Below are 16,914 nucleotides of genomic sequence, written 5' to 3'. Positions count from 1 at the left end.
GCGGTCTCAGTCCTCTTTCGCGAAGGTGAGGACGGTCTTTCCCCGGGAGCGGCCGGTGGCGATCTTGTGGAGCGCCTCGTTGATCCGCTCGAAGGGGTAGACGGTGTCGATGGAGGGATGAAGCTGCAATTGAGTGAGCAGGGCGGCGACTCCGCGCAGCTGCGCGCCATTGGACTCGACGAAGATGAAGTCGTAGGTCGCCCGGTGGCGTTTGGCCATGCGGTCGAATTTTCGGCCCGCGAGTGTGAAGAGGAGGCGCTTCGGTCGGGACAGTCCCATGCGTGCGGCGAATGCGCCGTTGGGCATCCCCCGGAGGGAGACGAGGTGTCCTCCGGCTTTGAGGATGCTCATTTGCTTCTCGGTTTCCGCGCCCCCGAGGGTGTCGAGGACGTGGTCGATGCCGGACAGGAGTGTCGTGTAGTCCTGCGTCTTGTAGTCGAGGAATCGTTCGGCGCCGAGGGCGAGGACGCGTTCCTTGTTTTCGGCCGAGCCGTTGGTGATGATGCGGAGGCCGCGTGAAGCGGCGATCGGGATCGCCATCGTGCCCACGCCTCCGGTGCCGCCGGAAATGAAGATCGTTTCGCCCGCGGTCGGCTTCATGATGTCGAGCGCCTGGATGATGGTGAGGGCCGTGAGGGGGACGGCTGCCGCTTCAACGTCGCTCAGGTAGTCGGGCACCGGTGCGAGCGCATCGAGGTCGACTGCGACGTATTCGGCGAAGGCGCCGATGCTTCTCAGGGGGAGGCGCGCGAAGACCCGCTGGCCGGGGGTGAGTTCGCGCGCGGGGCCGTTGATCGATTCGATGAGGCCGACGACTTCGTTGCCGGCGATGAGGGGCAGGTCGTAGGGGGTGATGAGCTTGACTTCGCCTCGGCTGATCATGTTGTCGAGCGGGTTCACGCCTGCGGCGAGGACTCGGAGCAGTGCTTGTCCCGGTCGGGGTTCGGGTCGGGGTGCATCTCGGAGCGCGAGCTCGGTGTTCTGCTTGTCGTATTTCAGGAGCTGTGCGGATTTCATTGAGGTCCTTGCGTGTTCTGGTCGGCGCTGCGGCGCAGGCCGGTGATGAGATCGTCGAGGGTCCGAGTGGCCAGAGCGCTGAGCAGCTGGTGCTCCAGGTCCTCGAAGGTCGGGCGGAGGACGTCGCCGATGTGCTGTCCGATCGGGCAGTCGGGATTCGGGTCCTCGTGAATGTGGAGCAGGTGCTTGTCCCGGTTGACGGCCGTGTAGATGTCCGCCAGGGTGATTCGGGTCTTCGGGCGTCCGAGCGTGAAGCCGGACTTGCCTTGTCGGCTCTCGACCAGGCCCGCCTCTTTGAGCAGGGTCGAGAGTTTGCGGATGTGACTGGGGTTCGTGCCCACGCTCTCGGCGAGGGCGTGAGATGTCGCCGTGCTCTCTGTCTCGGAGATGTAGACGAGCATGTGGAGGGCTTGGGAGAACTTCGTGTCCACGGGAGTCCTTACATGTATCTGTGTTGGATACAAGTGTGGGCGCTGGAAGCCGTGCTGTCAAGCGGCGGCCTCGCGGTCCCGCGCCGGACGGCTACGCTCCGGGCGAAAGGCGGGGCTGTGGACCCGGCGCGGGAAATGGGGGCTCGCCGTTGTAAGGTCGGGCTGGAGCGGCAATCGCCGTCTCTAAGTGACGAACGCCGGAAGGGTGGATCATGGGAGCCTCGAAGCTGGTCATCGTGGAGTCTCCAGCGAAGGCTGCGACCATTGAGGGATACCTCGGCCCGGACTACCGCGTGACGGCTTCGATCGGTCATATCCGCGACCTGCCTCAGCCCAAGGACCTCCCCGCCGACATGAAGAAGGGCCCCTACGGGCGCTTCGCGGTCGACGTCGACCACGGCTTCGCCCCCTACTACGCGGTGAATCCGGACAAGAAGAAGAAGGTCGCCGAACTGAAGAAGGCCCTGAAAGAGGCCGACGAACTCTACCTGGCCACTGATGAGGACCGCGAGGGCGAGGCGATCGCCTGGCACCTTCTCGAGGTCCTCAAGCCGAAGGTGCCCGTCAAGCGCATGGTCTTCCACGAGATCACGAAGGAGGCGATCTCCCGCGCCCTCGACAACACGCGTGAATTGGACACCTCCCTGGTGGATGCGCAGGAGACCCGGCGCATCCTCGACCGCCTCTACGGCTACGAGGTCTCCCCGCTGCTGTGGCGCAAGATCCGCCCCTCCCTGTCCGCCGGCCGCGTCCAATCGGTGGCGACGCGACTCGTGGTGGATCGCGAACGCGATCGCATGGCGCACGTGTCGGCCGAGTACTGGTCGATCCGGACACGGGTCGAGGCGGGTGCGGAGGCTTTCGACGCGAAGGTCACCCACATCGATGGGCGGGGCGTGGCGACGGGATCGGACTTCACCGAGAAGGGCGTCCTCGGCGAGAAGGCCGCGACCTCCGGGGCCGTCCATCTCGACGAGGCCCGTGCGCACGCTTTCGCCCAGGCCCTGGAGGCTTCGGTCTCCTCGGTGATCGAGGGCGTGACTCAGAAGCCCTACCGCAGGCGTCCGGCGGCCCCCTTCACGACCTCGACCCTCCAGCAGGAGGCTTCGCGCAAGCTGCACTGGAACGCGGCCTCGACGATGCGGACGGCCCAGTCGCTCTACGAGTCGGGCTACATCACGTACATGCGCACGGATTCGACCGCCCTGTCGGGTCAGGCGATCGCCGCCGCGCGGGCGCAGGCCGCCGAACTGTACGGCGCCTCCTCGATCCCCGAAAAGCCCCGCGTGTACGGGAAGGTCGCGAAGGGCGCTCAGGAGGCGCACGAGGCCATCCGGCCCGCCGGGGATCATTTCCGGACTCCCGCGCAGGTCGCGGGGGAGCTCAATCGTCAGCAGCTGGCCCTGTACGACCTCATCTGGAAGCGCACTGTCGCCTCGCAGATGGTCGACGCCGTCGGCTTCACGGCGTCCATCCGCGTCCTGACGGGCATCTCCTTGGATGACGGCCGCCACGACGTCATCTCGACGGCGTCGGGCACGGTGATCACCGATCCGGGTTTCCGGCGGGCCTACGAGGAAGGCCGGGACAAGGGGCGGTACGACTCGGAGAAGGACGCCGAGGGGGAGTTGGTCCTGCCCAACGTCGCCGAGGGCGATGACGCGGACCTCGTCGGGGCGACTCCCGAAGGGCATGAGACTCAGCCCCCGGGGCGTTACACCGAGGCCACTCTGGTCAAGACGATGGAGGAACGGGGCATCGGCCGTCCTTCGACCTACGCCGCGACGATCCAGACGATCGGGGACCGCGGGTACATCACGCACCGCGGGCAGTATTTGGTGCCGACCTGGTTGGCCTTCTCGGTGACGCGCCTCCTGGAGGAGAACCTCGGCAACCTCGTCGATTACGACTTCACCGCATCGATGGAGGCCGACCTCGACAAGATCGCGGCCGGCGAGGAATCGGGCGTGGACTTCCTCTCCCTCTTCTACCTGGGTGCGGACGGCGAAGGCGATGCGGATGGCCTGAAGTTCCAGGTCGCCTCGCTCGGCGACGACATCGATGCGCGAGCGGTGAATTCCCAGGAGGTCGCCGAGGGCGTCGTCGTCCGCGTCGGGCGCTACGGGCCGTATCTGGAGAAGACGGACGGATCGCGGGCGAATCTGCCGGTGGAGATCGCGCCCGATGAGATCGATGACGCCAAGATCGCGGAGCTGTTCGCCCTGGCCGCCGATGACGGTCGTGAGCTGGGCGTGGACCCTGCGACGAAGCATGTGATCGTGGCGAAGAACGGCCGTTTCGGCCCCTACGTCACCGAGGTGCTGCCCGAGGCGGAGGTCGGGGCGGAGACGAAGGGCCGGAAGAAGACGGCGCTCAAGCCGCGCACGGCTTCGTTGTTCAAGTCGATGGACTTGGCGACGGTCGATCTCGATCAGGCCCTTCAACTGCTCGCGCTTCCCCGGGAAGTCGGCACGGACCCCGCGACGGGCGAGGTGATCACCGCGCAGAACGGGCGCTACGGGCCCTATCTGAAGAAGGGCTCGGACTCGCGCACGCTCGCGAGCGAGGATCTCATCTTCTCCATCTCCCTCCAGGAGGCGCTGGAGGTCTACGCGCAGCCGAAGACGCGCGGCCGCGGGACGGCGAAACCGCCGTTGCGCGAGTTCGGCGAGGACCCGGTCTCGGGCAAGAAGGTCACGGTGAAGGACGGCCGTTTCGGCCCGTACATCACCGATGGCGAGACGAATGTGACGGTTCCTCGCGCCGAAACGGTTGAGGATCTCACGCAGGAGCGCGCCTTCGAGCTCCTCGCCGACAAGCGCGCGAAGGGGCCCGCGCCGAAGAAGGGCCGTTCGACTGCGAAGCGCACTGCGACGAGGAAGACAACGGCTCGGGCTTCGGCGAAGAAGTCCGCGGCGAAGTGAGCGGTGCCGGACGCCGGGCGCTTCGAGATGCCGACGGCGCGTGGGAGGATGAGCGCATGGTGGCGAGTGCTGGCGTGAGTGAAGCGGGTGAGGGTGTCTTCATCACCTTCGAGGGCGGCGATGGTTCGGGCAAGTCGACGCAGATCGAGCGTGTGCGCGAGTGGTTCGCGGCGCGCGGGCGCAGTGTGCTGGTCACTCGCGAGCCGGGTGGAACGGAGCTGGGCGTCGACATCCGCCGCCTGGTGCAGAACGGCCCGGAGGACGTCGATCCGAGGACCGAGGCGCTGCTGTACGCCGCCGACCGCGCGTATCACGTGGCCACGGTGGTGGCCCCGGCGCTCGCCCGTGATGAGGTCGTCCTCGGCGACCGCTACATCGATTCCTCCCTGGCCTACCAGGGCGCGGCCCGTTCCCTGGGCGTCGAGGAGATCCGCTCCCTGTCGCAGTGGGCGACGGGCGGCCTCCACCCCTGCCTCACCTTCCTCCTGGACCTGCCTCCGGAGGTGGGTGCGCGCAGGCGCACGGACCGGCCCGACCGCCTGGAGCGCGAGTCGATGGACTTCCATGAGCGGGTGCGCCACGAGTACTTGCGGCTCGCCGACGCGGAACCGGAACGGATCGTCGTGATCGACGCGGTGGGCACCCCCGATGAGGTGTTCGCCGAGATCAGAGGCGTCCTTGAAGAGCGCTTCGGGGATACGGGCCATTCCTGCGGCGCAGAGGACCCGACCGGCGACGACGAGTCCCATGCCGATGAGGACGCCGTGAAGAAGGACGCTCCCGGTGCGCATCAGCCGATCCTGGCGAGTCTTCTGGAACGGCAGGCGACCCTGTGGCCCTTCGGGGATGAGGACGCGGAGCTGTGAGCCGTCGAGGTTCTGCGGGCGACCGGGGCGTATGGGGCCGACTCGTCGGGCAGGACAGTGCGGTCGAGACTCTGAAGGAGGCTGCGCGCGCTGCGCGCGCCATCGTCGATGCCGGGCTCGAGGAGGGCGCCCGGGAGGATCGCTCCCGCGCAATGAGCCACGCCTGGCTCATGACCGGGCCTCCCGGATCCGGGCGCTCCAATGCTGCGAAGGCCTTCGCGGCCGCCTTGCAGTGCACGGGTGAGGAGCCCGGGTGCGGCGTCTGCCCGGGCTGCCGGACGACGCTGTCGGACTCCAATGCGGATGTGCGCATGGTCGTGACCGAATCCTCGGTGATCAACACCGAGACCGCGCGGGGCCTGGTGCTGGACGCCCAGGTCGCGCCGTCTCAGGGGCGGTGGCGCGTCATCATCGTCGAGGACGCCGACAGGCTCCACGAGCGGGCCGCGAATGCGCTGCTCAAGGCCATTGAAGAACCTCCGGAGCGGACGGTGTGGCTGCTGTGCGCCCCCAGCGTCGAAGACATGCTGACGACGATCCGCTCGCGCTGCCGGCATCTCGGCCTCCGGATTCCCTCGGTGAGGGCCGTGGCCGACCTGCTGGTCGGTGAAGGAGTCGCGGACGAGGAGACCGCGATGGAGGCGGCCCGCGCCGCGCAGTCCCACATCGGCCTGGCGCGCGCCCTCGCCGCGGACCCGGAACTGCGCAGGAAGAGGCGCGCGACGCTCACGGCTCCCGTGCGCGTGCGCTCCGTCGGAGATGCCGTCATCGCCGCCGCGGATCTTCACGACATCGCGAAGAAGCGCAGCGAGGAACGGGTGAGCGCGCGCGACGCGGCTGAACGCGCGGCACTGCTCCGCCAGCTCGGCATCGAGGACAAGAAGGCCCCTCCGCGTCAGTACGCGACGATGATCCGCCAATTGGAGGAGCAGCAGAAGAAGAGGGCGAAGCGCGCCCTTACGGACGAACTGGATCGGGCGCTGCTCGACCTCATGTCGATCTACCGCGACGTGCTGATGCTGCAATTGGGGACTGGCCAGGAGCTCATCAATACGGACCTCGAGGACCTCTCGGCCGAGATCGCGCAGGAATCCACTCCCCAGCAGACGATGACGAGGATCGAGGCGATCGAAACGGCCCGCCACAGGCTCGTCATGAACGGTCAGCCCCTCCTCGTGCTCGAGGCGATGGCGGTGTCACTGCGTCCCCAGGTAGAGGGCTCGTAGGCCTCGCTCGGGTGCGGAGGCGGGGCGGCCACCCCTACCTGAGCGCGAGGCCCGCCCTACGATCATCGTGAAACGAGGGGCGGGATCGAGGCCCGAGTCCGCGTCATTTCGGCGAAGGCGATTCTTGAATACCCCGACCGTCAGACGGATCCCATACCCTGGGGGCATGAGAGCCTCGAAACTCGTCATCGCCGTTGCGGTGATCTCCGTCCTCATCTGCCTCGCCCTCGTCGGAACCCTCGTCTACCGGGGCGCCGGAATGGTCATGTCCGTGATGGGGGGTTCTCAGGTCGAGCAAGCCCGAGCGGACGAGGTCGCGGCGAAGAGCGCCGAGGACTTCTACCGGCAGAAGATCCACTGGGGGAGCTGTGCGAGCAGTCAGGTCACCACCGGCTCCGCTCGCCCGGCGGACCTGCGCTCCTACGAGTGCGCGACGCTCTATGCGCCCCTCGACTGGGACGATCCCTCCGGCGAGCAGATCACGCTCGCCCTCGGCGTCCACCGTTCCGGAAAGGCCGACGCCCCGATCCTCTTCTTCAACCTCGGGGGACCGGGGGGCGCCGCGGTCAGCGCCCTGAGCCACCAGGTCGAGGACAACCTGGGCACCGCCCTCGTCGATCACTACGATCTGCTCGCCCTGGACCCCAGAGGCGTCGGAGCATCCACCCCGGTCAAGTGCCTGAGCGATGAGCAACTCGACCTCTACAACGCGGAAGGGTCGATTCTCGGCAAGAAGGCGGCCTCGGGGCAGACCCTCGAGGAGATCGTCGCCCGGGCGCAGGCCGAGAACGCCGCAGTCGCAGCCGGCTGTCAGAAGATGAGCGGAGAGCTCTTCCGCCACATCGACACGATCTCCGCGGCCAAGGACTTCGACATGGTGCGCGCCGTCCTCGGGCTCGACACCATCGACTACCTCGGCTACTCCTACGGGACCTTCCTCGGCGCGACCTACGCCGAGCTCTTCCCCGAGCGCGTCGGCAGGATGGTCCTCGACGGCGCGATCGATCCCGCGGCGACGGTCGATGAGGTGTACGACATGCAGATGCGCGGATTCGAGGACTCGATCAACCACTGGATCGACATCTGCCTCGAGTCGAGCGCGTGCCCGCTGTCGGGGAGCCATGAGCAGGCGAGGAGCCAGCTCGTCGACTTCCTCGACAGTCTCGACGACTCCCCCCTGGAGACCTCCGACCCCGAGCGCCCCCTGACGAGGAACCTCGCGACCACGGCGATCATCGGCATGCTCTACTCGGAGAGCACCTATGCGATGATCACCCAGGCCCTCATCCCGGCGATCGAGAGCCGGGACGGCTCCCAGTTGCTGTTCGTCTCGGACGTCCTCAGCGATCGCGGCGATGACGGAAGCTACTCCTCCAACGGGACCGAAGCGCTGATGGCCGTCAACAACCTCGACTACGGCCCGGCAGGAACGATCGAGGAGTGGGCGAAGAACGCGGACCTCATCCGCTCCGAGCTCCCGGTCTTCGGCGACCTCGCGGGCTACGCGTCCGCGGGGCTCGACAAGTGGCCGACGAGTCATGCGCAACGGGGGCCGATCGCAGCTCGGGGGAGCGCTCCGATCGTCGTCATCGGTACGACCCACGACCCCGCGACGCCCTATGCGATGGCGAAGAGGCTCGCCCAGCAGCTGGATTCGGGGATCCTCGTGACCAACGAGGGATGGGGGCATACGGCTTACGACCGTGAGGCGAACTCCTGCATCACGGGTGCGGTGGAGGATTTCTTCATCGGAGGAGTGCTCCCCGAGGACGGTCTGGTCTGCCGCTGAGCATCGAGTATTCGGTGCGGCGGTGTGAGCCGAACCATCGACGAGGGCGCCCGCGTCATTTGCTCAGCGGCGCTTCGGCCATTAGACTCTCACCGTTGTCTGAACGCCCCTCGCGGGGAACGGCAGGCGCGCCACCTTAGCTCAGTCGGCAGAGCGATTCACTCGTAATGAATAGGTCGTGGGTTCGATTCCCACAGGTGGCTCCGAAAAGCCCGAGATTCCAACGAAAACCGCGTTGGGGTCTCGGGCTTTCCCGTTGAAACTGGACACGTGGCCGCTTCGTTCCCTGTGTGCGGCTCTGGCCCGATCCGGCATGGCGAGATCTTGACAGCGTCGAAGGCGGTGGATTGTGCGGGTGGGGTGCTCGGGCGTCTTCTTCTCGCAGGTGAAGGCGATTGTCGGGGGTTGATGGGGCGGTGAATGCATATCCGCGCCTGGTGTGATAGGTGTCACATCGGTCTGTTGTTTCAAATCTTTGCGCAGTAGCCTGGCCGCGTTACTGCGTAGATGCGGGGGGGGGGGGGCGTATTTTGCCCCTTCTTCTCGTGAACCAGGACACTCCATATTTTCGAGCCCTGCGGGGCTGCCGATTCATCGAGGAGTCAGTCGTGTTCACACGAACCCATACTCTGCCCGCCAGAAGACGCATCTGGGCCGTCTTCACACTCGTACTTGCATTAGTTCTCATCATCCCCGGCCTGGGGTCGCGCGCCCATGCCGAGGCGAAAGCGGTGGACGTGAAGATCACGAACTTCACGATTCAGAACATTGAGAAGCAGGAAGTGGATCACCTCTTCTGGACTGACCGCTTCTACCTCGCGATGAGCTGGGACGCCAGCGCTCTGGGAGCGACCCTTCATGAGGGGGACTATTTCGATGTCACGCTCCCGGACAACATGCGCTTCCCCGCCGATATCACTGCGGCGGACTTCGATCTCATAGACACTGAGGGGAATGTCGCCGCAAAGGCGCATGTGACGCCCGGTGCGGGCGACAATGGCGGGACCATTCACGTCATCTTCACGCGCGAGGTCGAGAACAAGTACAACGTCAAGGGCACGATGTACCTCGCCGCCCTCTTCAATCGCGAGAAGGTCCTCAAGGATCAACCGAACACCTTCACCGTGACCGTGAATTCGGAGGTCGCCGGAAGCTCTCAGACGATCGACGACGGCGTCATCGTGGATGGTCCGAAGCCGGTCGTCGACGAATACATCACGAAATGGGGCGAATCCGTTTCCGGCCAGCCCGAACAAGCCGCGTGGTGGGTGCGGATCAATCACACGAAGGCGACCTTGACCGGTGTGACGATCTCGGATGAACTGAAAGGGGGCGCAGGCAACGAGACCTACATCGAAGACAGCTTCGTGCTTCGCCACATCAGGATGGACGAGTACGGCAACACTGTCGAGGTCTTCAATGACAATGTCGATCTGACGGGGAAGCTCACCCTTTCCGAGAATAAGCGTTCTTTCACCCTCAGGCTCGGCGACCTGAACGGCGAGCAGTACCGTCTGACCTATCGATCGACCTACAACCGGGGGACTGTTCTGAAGAACGGTGTGACCTTGAGCTCGACTGAGAAAACCGTCGAGCGGGAAGGCTCTTACAAGTCCGCTGCTTCGGGCGGTACCGCTGAGGGGGACCTCGCCTCGAAGATTAAGCTCATCAAGGTGGACGCCGCTGATGAGAAGATCGTTTTGAAGGACGCGGTTTTCACGGTGACGAAGCCGGACGGGTCGACTTTCGAACTCACCACGGGCGAGGACGGAACGGTTGTTTCGGGCGTCCTCGAACAGGGCACGTACAAGGTCAAGGAGAAGAAGGCCCCCGCGGGCTATGAGCTCAACGACCAGGAGTTCACCCTCAATGTCACGCCCGATGGCGGTGCGATCCAGACCGTGACCGATAAGAAGATGAGCGTCGAGGTCTCGGTGGAGAAGAAGTGGAAGGACGGTGACGACCAGGACGGCAAGCGGCCTGCCTCGATCACGGTTCACCTCCTGGCCGACGGCGTCGATACGGGCAAGACCCTGGTGCTCAACGCCGATATGGGGTGGAAGGGGTCCTTCACCGGCCTTGACAAGGTCAACGCCGCGGGCAAGCAGATCGTCTACACCCTCAGCGAGGATCCCGTCGAGGGATACACCCCGAGCGTTGAGGGCGGCCTCATCACGAACACCCACACGCCGGAAACGGTCGATGTGCCCGTGAAGAAGGTCTGGGTCGGGCCCAAGGGCTCTGAGGTGAAGGTGAAGCTCCTCGCCGACGGGGTCGAGCTCGCCGATCAGGAACTCGTCCTCAACGAGGGCAACGGCTGGAAGGGGTCCTTCACCGGACTGCCGAAGTACAAGAGCGGCAAGCTCATCGAATACACGATCTCCGAAGCGCAGGTCGCGGGTGTCGACCCGTCGAAGTACACGGTGAAGATCACCGGGAACATGTCGACGATCTGCGGCTTCACGATCACGAATGCGAATATCGAGACCGTTGATGTCGACGGCGTCAAGACGTGGTCCGACGACGAGGACCGCGACGGCAAGCGGCCGGAGAGCATCGTCGTCCGCCTCAAGGCCGACGGGGTGGAGAAGGATTCCAAGACCGTCACGCCCGACGCCGGGGGCCGCTGGTCTTACGCCTTCACCGGGCTGCCCAAGTACACGGCCGAGGGGCGCCTCATCGAGTACACGGTGACCGAGGACGCCGTGCCGGAGTACGCGACCCAGATCGAGGGGAAGCAGATCATCAACTCCTACACTCCCGGCAAGACCTCTGTGAGTGTGACCAAGGCCTGGGACGATGCCGAGGACCAGGACGGGAAGCGCCCCGAATCGGTGAAGGTTCAGCTCTTCGCCGATGGGAAGGCCCTGGGCTCTCCCGTCGAGCTCGGCGGATCGACGGGGTGGACGCACACCTGGACGGACCTCTTCCTCAAGGACAAGGGCAAGGAGATCGTGTACACGGTCGAAGAGGTCGAGGTCCCCGAGGGCTATAAGGCCGTCGTGACCGGTGATCCGAAGGTCGGCTTCACGGTGACGAACACCCATGCGCCCGAGGTGATCGGCGTCAACGTGCAGAAGAAGTGGGTGGGCGAGGTCCGCGCCAAGGCCGTCGTCCGTCTTCACGCCGACGGAGTCGATACGGGCAAGTCCCTCGTCTTGACGGCCGACAAGGGCTGGAAGGGCGCCTTCGAGGGCCTGGCGAAGTACAAGGGCGGCAAGGAGATCGCCTACACGATCGTCGAGGACCGCATCGAGGGGTACACCTCCCGGGTCGACAAGGACGGGGCCGCGGGCTTCGTCGTGACGAACACCCAGAACCCCAAGGGCGGGCTCGCCAAGACCGGTGCCGATGCCGTGGGCGTCGGTGCGATGACCCTCCTCCTGGGCGGTGCGGGCGCGCTGGCCTGGGGAGCGGGCAGGCGCAAGAAGGCCTGAGGATGACTGATCCTCACGGCCGCTGAACCCGGCCTTCGCAGGGGCGGCCCCGAGTGCGACGACACGCGCTCGGGGCCGCCCCGCTTCATGCCGCCCCTCTCCTTCAGTGCGGCACCGGTCCTGCGCGCGGTGGCGCCCCGCCTTCGAGGGGGCGTTTCAGGAGAGCGCGCCGATGGCGAGTAGGGCCACGGCGAGCAGGGGCAGAGCGCCCTGCTTGATCGCCGCCGCGCGCTTCTCGGGCGAGGATAGGAAGAGGACGAGGGCGGCTGCGAGCATGGAGCCCGTTCCGGCGAAGGTGAGGGCGAGGCCGACCCGGGGTGAACCCGCGAAGTGGAAAATCGTGCCGATGATGACGATCAGGGCGAGGAAGAGGTTGTAGAAGCCCTGGTTGTAGGCCATCTCCTTGGTCTGCTCCGCCTGGAGCGGGGTGAGGCCGAAGATCTTCACGCCCTTCGTGGTCCAGGCGAGGGATTCGATGTAGAAGATGAAGATGTGCAGGGCGGCGGCGAGGAGGGCGATGCTGAGGCCGGCGAGGATCATGAGAGGTCTTCCCTTGATATTATGTAACGACTGTTTCAATATATAGTGAAATGCACAGTACAAAAAGTGTGAGGGTTATGGGGTTGCGCACATGGGAAGAATCGCCACCTTCGACCGCCGGGTCGTGATCGCTCGCGCCCGGGACATCTTCTGGGCCAAGGGTTACGAAGCGACCGCGGTCCCCGATCTGGAGGAGGCCACCGGCCTCAAACGCTCCTCCCTCTACCACGCTTTCGGTTCGAAGAAAGGCCTCTTCGACGAGGCGATCGACAGTTATCTCAATGAGGAGGTGCGCCCCCTCATCGCCCGCTTGAAGGGGCCCGATGTCTTCCCTGAGGCCCTCGCCCGCTACTTCACTAAGCTGCGCGACGGCGTCGTGAGCGAAGACGGGCACCCGGGGTGTCTGCTCGTCGCCGCGGCCAACGCCCCGGTGGGCGCTGACCCGCTCGTGGCGGGCGTGATCGCCGACTATCACGCCGAACTGCTCAGGGCCTTCACGGCCGGGGTCCTCGCCTCCAAGCCCGGACTCAGCGCCCCGCAGGCGCGCAGCACGGCCCGCATGCTCGTCGCGCTCAACATCTCGGCTCTGGCCCTGGCGCGCACCAACCCGGCCCTGGCCGCCGCGGACCTCGACGAAGCGCTGACGCTGCTGAACGATTGAACCCTCCGCCGCCCCGCCCCTCTCCGCATCCGACTGCGCTCCGAAGACCCGCTGCGGGCTGAACGCCTGCACTCAGAACGCCTGCACTCAGAAGGCCTGCGCTCCGAACGCCCGGCGCGAACACCTCGGCGCCGCGACGGGTTATCCACAAGCGCTAGAGGGGCTCTAGGCAGATCCGTCTCGGACGGCGCACGATGGTGATGACGAGAGGGCGCCCTCGTCGATGAATCCCGCGGTGCCGCGGGAAGCCGGTTCCGATACGTCCGGAATCGTGAAGACCCTTGTCGAAAGGCGCCACCATGCCCTCTGCCCGCCAGTTCGTTCACCGCACCGGATCCCGTCGAGCGCTCGGCCTCGTCATGTGCCTCATACTCTTCTCCTTGCTGTTCGTCGGAACCCCCTCCCCGGCGCACGCGCGTCAGAACGGAGCGGGCATCATCGTCCGGAACATCGGGGGAGGAGGGCAGGACCTGTGGCTCGGCGCCTTCGAAGCGCCGACGAACGGGGACAAGCGCCACCCGACCTGGTGCACGCACATGTGGCGCACGGATCCGCAGCCTCAGCACTCCGCCTCCCTCTCGACCCTCACCGACTCCTCCCAATGGGGGCCGGCGGAACTCGATGCGACCACCGCGCAACTGGCGTGGATCCTGATGGAGTATCAGGGGAACCAGGAGGCGACGAACCGCGCCGCGCTCGCCTACCTCGTTCATGCGAATCTCGAATCCGCCGATCCGGGTCGGGATCCCGCCGATTCGGTGGGCCGACTGGTGAGCGCGGTGAGGACGCAGATCCCCCAGGTCGATGCGCTCGCGCGGAAGTACGTCGAAGAGGCCCGCCGCTCCGCGGCGGTGCGCTATTCCTCGGCGGAGGTGATCGGTGACGGGGAGCGCAAGGGGGAGCTTCGCGGCATAGGAATCGTGTCGGCGAGCGGGTGGGTCGCGGGTCGAGCGGTGACGGCGATCCTGGAGGGGCCGGCCGTGTTCACCGCCACCGGATCGAGCACATGGTCCGGGTCGACGGCGAGCGAACCCGTGTCGCTCGCGTGGAGATCGACGGGCAACGGCCCCGTTAACGCATCGATCGTGTACACGGATCCGGCGCGGACGAGCCTCACCCGTTATACGACGAGTCCGGGCATTCAAGACACCGTATCGATCGGGGACCGGCCCGCGGGAGAACCCGTGGAACGCCGGGTCGCCGGACCGAGCTGGCGCGTCGAGTTCGACTTCCAGCCGATCGCCCGCTCTTCGGTGGGCGACGCGAAGCACGCCGTTGACGCGCCGCCTTCGGATGTGCTCACAGTCGGGGCCGATCCCGACTACGGGTCGGGGACCTGGATGAGCATCGGCGGCGCTCCGGTCCCGGTGGTCTTCGAGGGAACGGCCTACGCCCTCGGAGAACGGCTCCCGGAGACGAGCACGGACGTACCCGAAGGAGCCGAACCCGTGGGGACGGTGCGGATCATCGCACGAGGCCCGGGCCAGTACGCGGCGGCCCTGGACGAGCAGGCGGAACCGGGTTTTCTCACGTGGGTCTGGCGCGTCGACAAGGAGGCGCAAAGCCACAGCGTCGACGATCGGGGCGAGACCGTGAGCGTGCGCGACCTCGTCCATGCGAACTGGTCGGACGCCTTCGGGCTCCCCGAGGAGACGAGCTCGGTCCCCGCCGTTCTCGAGATCGACTCCTCGCTGACGACTCGGACGACGAAATCCGGGGACTACCTGGTGGACGACCTCTTCATCAAGGGCTTCCCCTCGGACCACCCCGCCTTCACAGGAGGCATGGGCTTCGATGCGGACGCTCCGACCCTCACGCAGCGCCTGCTCTTCTTCCCCGAAGGACTCGAAGTGCTCGACGAGAATCGGGATCGCGCGCAGCTCGTCGCGAGCGTCGAGGTCCCGGCGCGCAACGGATTCCACCCGAGCGTGGGGTCCACGGACTTCAAGGTCGACGGCGGGCCGGGGACCTACGTGTTCGTGTCGTCCTTCACCGGGGACGCGCGAGTGAGGCCCTTCGAATCGAGCGTCGAGGACCCGAGCGAGCAGTTCCGCGTCGACAAGCCCGATGAGCAGCCGAAACTCTCGACGACCGCCACCGATGCCGCTGACGGCGACAAGGAGCTGGCGCCCGCGGGCACCGTCCGGATCCGCGATCGCGTCTGCTACGAAGGACTCGAGGGCGGGGCGTCCTACCTGCTCGAAGGGGTGCTGATGGATCGCGACTCCGGGGAACCCGTGCTCGACGGCGCGGGCGCGCGGATCACGGGGGCTTCAGAGTTCACCGCCGAGGCGGCGCAAGGGTGCGTGGACGTGGAGTTCGAAGCCGAGGGCGCGCGGCTCGCCGGTCGGACGAGCGTCGTCTTCGAGCGCCTGAGCCGTGACGGCGCGCTCATCGCCGCGCACGCCGACCTCGATGATGAGGGGCAGAGCGTGAGGACCGGGCCCGCCCCGAAGATCTCCACCACCGCGCGCGACGGGGACGAGGGCGACGCGTCCATTCCGGCCGGCCCTGGGGCCCGGATCCTCGACGAGGTCTGCTACGAGGGCTTGAACCCGGGGATGCGCTACTGGCTGAGCGGAGTGCTCATGGACCGCCTTCTGAACTCGCCCCTGCTCGAGGGCGAAACCCGGGTCACGGGGGAGCTCGAGTTCACGCCGGATGAGCCCAAGGGCTGCGTCGACGTGGAATTCACGCTCAACACGACGGCGCTCGCGGGCAGGGAGCTCGTGGTCTTCGAGGAGCTCTCCTCGGATGAGGGGCTCGTCGCGGTTCACGCCGATATCGACGACGAGGGGCAGACCGTCCGAGTGGATGCTCCGCCTCCGCCGGCCGAAGGCCCGGCGCCCGGGCTCGCCGATACGGGAGGCGATGCCTCCGCTGTGATGGGCGTGGCCCTGCTCCTCCTGATGCTCGGCATCCTCGGCCGGATCGTCGTGCCCGGAAGAGGGTGAGGCGGGGGTGCGCAGAGCCTCCGGCCCATCCGGCGGCATACGCGCGCCCGCCCTCCTGGGCTAGCCTTGAGCGGGTGAAAGCCGATGAGCCCGCACTGATCCTGGTGAACCTGGGGACGCCGAAGTCCCCGAAGACGAAGGATGTGCGCAGGTACCTGCGCGAATTCCTCACGGATCCGAGGGTCATCGAGCTCCCCCGTCTCCTGTGGCGGCCGATCCTCGAGGGGATCATCCTGAGGGTCCGGCCGAGGGCATCGGCCGCCAAGTACGCAACGGTGTGGATGCCTCAGGGCTCTCCCCTGGGGCATTACACGAAACGCCAGGCGGAGCTCCTTCAGGCTGAACTCGGCGTCCACGTGGTGCCCGCGATGAGGTACGGGGAACCCGCTCTTGGCGACGTCCTCGATGAGCTGAGCGCTCGAGGGGCGGGCAGAATCGCCATTCTCCCCGCGTACCCGCAGTATTCGGCGACGACCGTGGCCTCCGTGAACGACGCCGTGGCCGACTGGCTGAAATCGCGCCGTGCGCACCCCCGGATCCGTCTGGCGGGCTCCTTCCCGACGGCTCCGGCGTATGTTGATGCGCTTGAGGAGGCGGTGAGGGCTCACTGGGGGCGTGCCGGTCGCCCGGACTTCGCTGCGGGCGAGCGTTTGCTCTGCTCATTCCACTCGATCCCCGTCGCGATGCATGAGGCGGGCGATCCGTACCGATCAGAATGCCTTCAGACCGCTGCGGCCTTGAGGGAGCGGCTCGGGCTCGACGAGGAGGAGTGCGTGACGACCTTCCAATCGGTCTTCGGCCCCTCGAAGTGGCTCGGACCTGCGACGATCGACACGGTCGAAGCCCTTGGAGCCGCGAGGACGCGTCGCCTGGACGTCATCTGCCCGGGGTTCGTGGCGGATTGCCTGGAGACGCTCGAAGAGATCGATCAGCTCAATCGTGAGACCTTCGTCAATGCGGGTGGCGGCGAGTTCCACTACATCCGCTGGGGCAACGAGTCGCCTCGGGCGATTCGCGCCCTCGGCGAGCAGGCTCGTCTTCTCCTCTCCGCCTGGTGAAGCCGCCATTG

Annotated in this window: 11 protein-coding genes and 1 tRNA gene; 9 read left to right on the top strand and 3 right to left on the bottom strand. The window is 66.4% G+C overall.

The window, feature by feature from the left end; translation table 11 throughout:
* Nucleotides 1-6: 6 nt before the first annotated feature.
* Both ACQY7V_RS09250 and ACQY7V_RS09245 read right to left on the bottom strand, forming a co-directional pair.
* Nucleotides 7-1,017, bottom strand: a complete 1,011-nt coding sequence (locus ACQY7V_RS09250; RefSeq protein WP_428639937.1) for an NADP-dependent oxidoreductase — start codon at nt 1,015-1,017, stop codon at nt 7-9.
* A complete protein-coding gene (locus ACQY7V_RS09245; protein ID WP_428639935.1) occupies nt 1,014-1,448 on the bottom strand; it encodes an Rrf2 family transcriptional regulator in 435 nt (144 codons plus the stop codon). The genes ACQY7V_RS09250 and ACQY7V_RS09245 overlap by 4 nt, the downstream gene beginning before the upstream one ends.
* A gap of 212 nt (nt 1,449-1,660) precedes the next feature.
* Here ACQY7V_RS09245 and topA point away from each other — a divergent pair, with 212 nt between their 5' ends.
* The 6 genes from topA to ACQY7V_RS09215 all read left to right on the top strand — a co-directional run bounded on the left by topA (nt 1,661) and on the right by ACQY7V_RS09215 (nt 11,690).
* On the top strand, nt 1,661-4,372 hold the full coding sequence (gene topA / locus ACQY7V_RS09240) for a type I DNA topoisomerase (protein ID WP_320835936.1): 2,712 nt from the start codon (nt 1,661-1,663) through the stop codon (nt 4,370-4,372).
* Nucleotides 4,373-4,428: 56 nt separating this feature from the next.
* Nucleotides 4,429-5,238, top strand: coding sequence for a dTMP kinase (gene tmk / locus ACQY7V_RS09235; RefSeq protein ID WP_320835937.1), 810 nt, complete (start codon nt 4,429-4,431; stop codon nt 5,236-5,238).
* Nucleotides 5,235-6,464: a DNA polymerase III subunit delta' gene (locus ACQY7V_RS09230; RefSeq protein ID WP_235361512.1), complete on the top strand. Its 1,230-nt coding sequence runs from the start codon at nt 5,235-5,237 to the stop codon at nt 6,462-6,464. The genes tmk and ACQY7V_RS09230 overlap by 4 nt, the downstream gene beginning before the upstream one ends.
* A gap of 166 nt (nt 6,465-6,630) precedes the next feature.
* On the top strand, nt 6,631-8,253 hold the full coding sequence (locus tag ACQY7V_RS09225; RefSeq protein ID WP_320835938.1) for an alpha/beta hydrolase: 1,623 nt from the start codon (nt 6,631-6,633) through the stop codon (nt 8,251-8,253).
* 130 nt (nt 8,254-8,383) lie between these two features.
* Nucleotides 8,384-8,456, top strand: a tRNA-Thr gene (locus ACQY7V_RS09220).
* Between the two features lie 405 nt (nt 8,457-8,861).
* Nucleotides 8,862-11,690 (top strand): Cna B-type domain-containing protein, encoded by a 2,829-nt coding sequence (locus ACQY7V_RS09215; protein WP_320835939.1) that lies wholly within the window; start codon nt 8,862-8,864, stop codon nt 11,688-11,690.
* A gap of 156 nt (nt 11,691-11,846) precedes the next feature.
* Here ACQY7V_RS09215 and ACQY7V_RS09210 read toward each other — a convergent pair whose 3' ends face one another.
* Nucleotides 11,847-12,230, bottom strand: a complete 384-nt coding sequence (locus tag ACQY7V_RS09210) for a DUF1304 domain-containing protein (RefSeq protein ID WP_320835940.1) — start codon at nt 12,228-12,230, stop codon at nt 11,847-11,849.
* A 91-nt stretch (nt 12,231-12,321) separates the two neighbouring features.
* Between ACQY7V_RS09210 and ACQY7V_RS09205 the strand changes: the two genes are divergently transcribed.
* From ACQY7V_RS09205 to hemH, 3 genes are all read left to right on the top strand, one after another.
* Entirely contained in the window at nt 12,322-12,891 is a 570-nt protein-coding gene (locus tag ACQY7V_RS09205) for a TetR/AcrR family transcriptional regulator (protein WP_320835941.1), read from the top strand.
* Nucleotides 12,892-13,190: 299 nt separating this feature from the next.
* Nucleotides 13,191-15,845, top strand: coding sequence for a VaFE repeat-containing surface-anchored protein (locus ACQY7V_RS09200; protein ID WP_428639928.1), 2,655 nt, complete (start codon nt 13,191-13,193; stop codon nt 15,843-15,845).
* 74 nt (nt 15,846-15,919) lie between these two features.
* Entirely contained in the window at nt 15,920-16,903 is a 984-nt protein-coding gene (gene hemH / locus ACQY7V_RS09195) for a ferrochelatase (RefSeq protein ID WP_303778130.1), read from the top strand.
* Nucleotides 16,904-16,914 lie beyond the last annotated feature (11 nt).

Source organism: Schaalia sp., assembly GCF_050312375.1.
GTDB classification, from domain to species: domain Bacteria; phylum Actinomycetota; class Actinomycetes; order Actinomycetales; family Actinomycetaceae; genus Pauljensenia; species Pauljensenia hyovaginalis.
The sequence above is the reverse complement of the archived record's forward strand: the minus strand, read 5'-3'. Positions and strand labels throughout refer to the sequence as shown.